At 43.7% G+C, this 650-nt stretch carries 1 protein-coding gene; it reads left to right on the top strand.

The window, feature by feature from the left end; translation table 11 throughout:
• The coding region (locus tag QTO00_RS20560) for a chromosome partitioning protein ParA (protein ID WP_331426385.1) at nt 1–650 on the top strand (650 nt) is incomplete at both ends.

Genomic DNA, 650 nt, shown 5'->3' with positions numbered 1-650 from the left:
CTACATTATTATTGCGGGTGTTTTGGGCTTAGCTCTCGGAGGGCTGATTGGTTCAACGCTTACAGCGCAAAAGTGGCAAACCACTTATCAAACCCTTGAACAGCAGTATCAAACCCTAGCTCAAGATAAACAGAAGATGGTTGTTCAAGTTGAAGAGAAAGTTGCTAAGGTTGATGATGAGGTTGAGCAAAAGCTACAACAAGCGATGGAAGAGCAGCAAGCTCAGCACGCAGAGTCTATTACTAAGCTTGAGCAGCAGATTGAAGAGCTCGAGAAGCTGAACCTCTCGCTGGAAGAGCAAGTCACAGCTCAAAAAGATCAGCTTCAAACGGTGAACAGCAAAAACAACAAGTTGAATCATCAAGCCGATATGCAGGTGACCATGTTCGAACGTTCTCGCGAGTTGTTCCAACAAGAACTCAAGGTGAAAATGGAACTTGAGTCTTTAGAAAAAGAACGTGAAGAACTAGAGCCAAAAATCGTTGAGCTGAAAAAAGCCTGTGATGCCTACTTAGATGGCACGTCATGGGACGCAAAGTCTGACTCGTGTGATAAGCAAGATGAAGCTCAGTCACGAATGAGTCAAGTCAATCAAATGATTCGGGTTCATCAGATGGATCTTAAGCAGATGAAAGAGTTATCTGAACAAC

This window comes from Vibrio sp. M260118, assembly GCF_036533755.1.
Lineage (GTDB): Bacteria > Pseudomonadota > Gammaproteobacteria > Enterobacterales > Vibrionaceae > Vibrio.
This window is presented reverse-complemented; position numbering and strand designations above follow the sequence as displayed.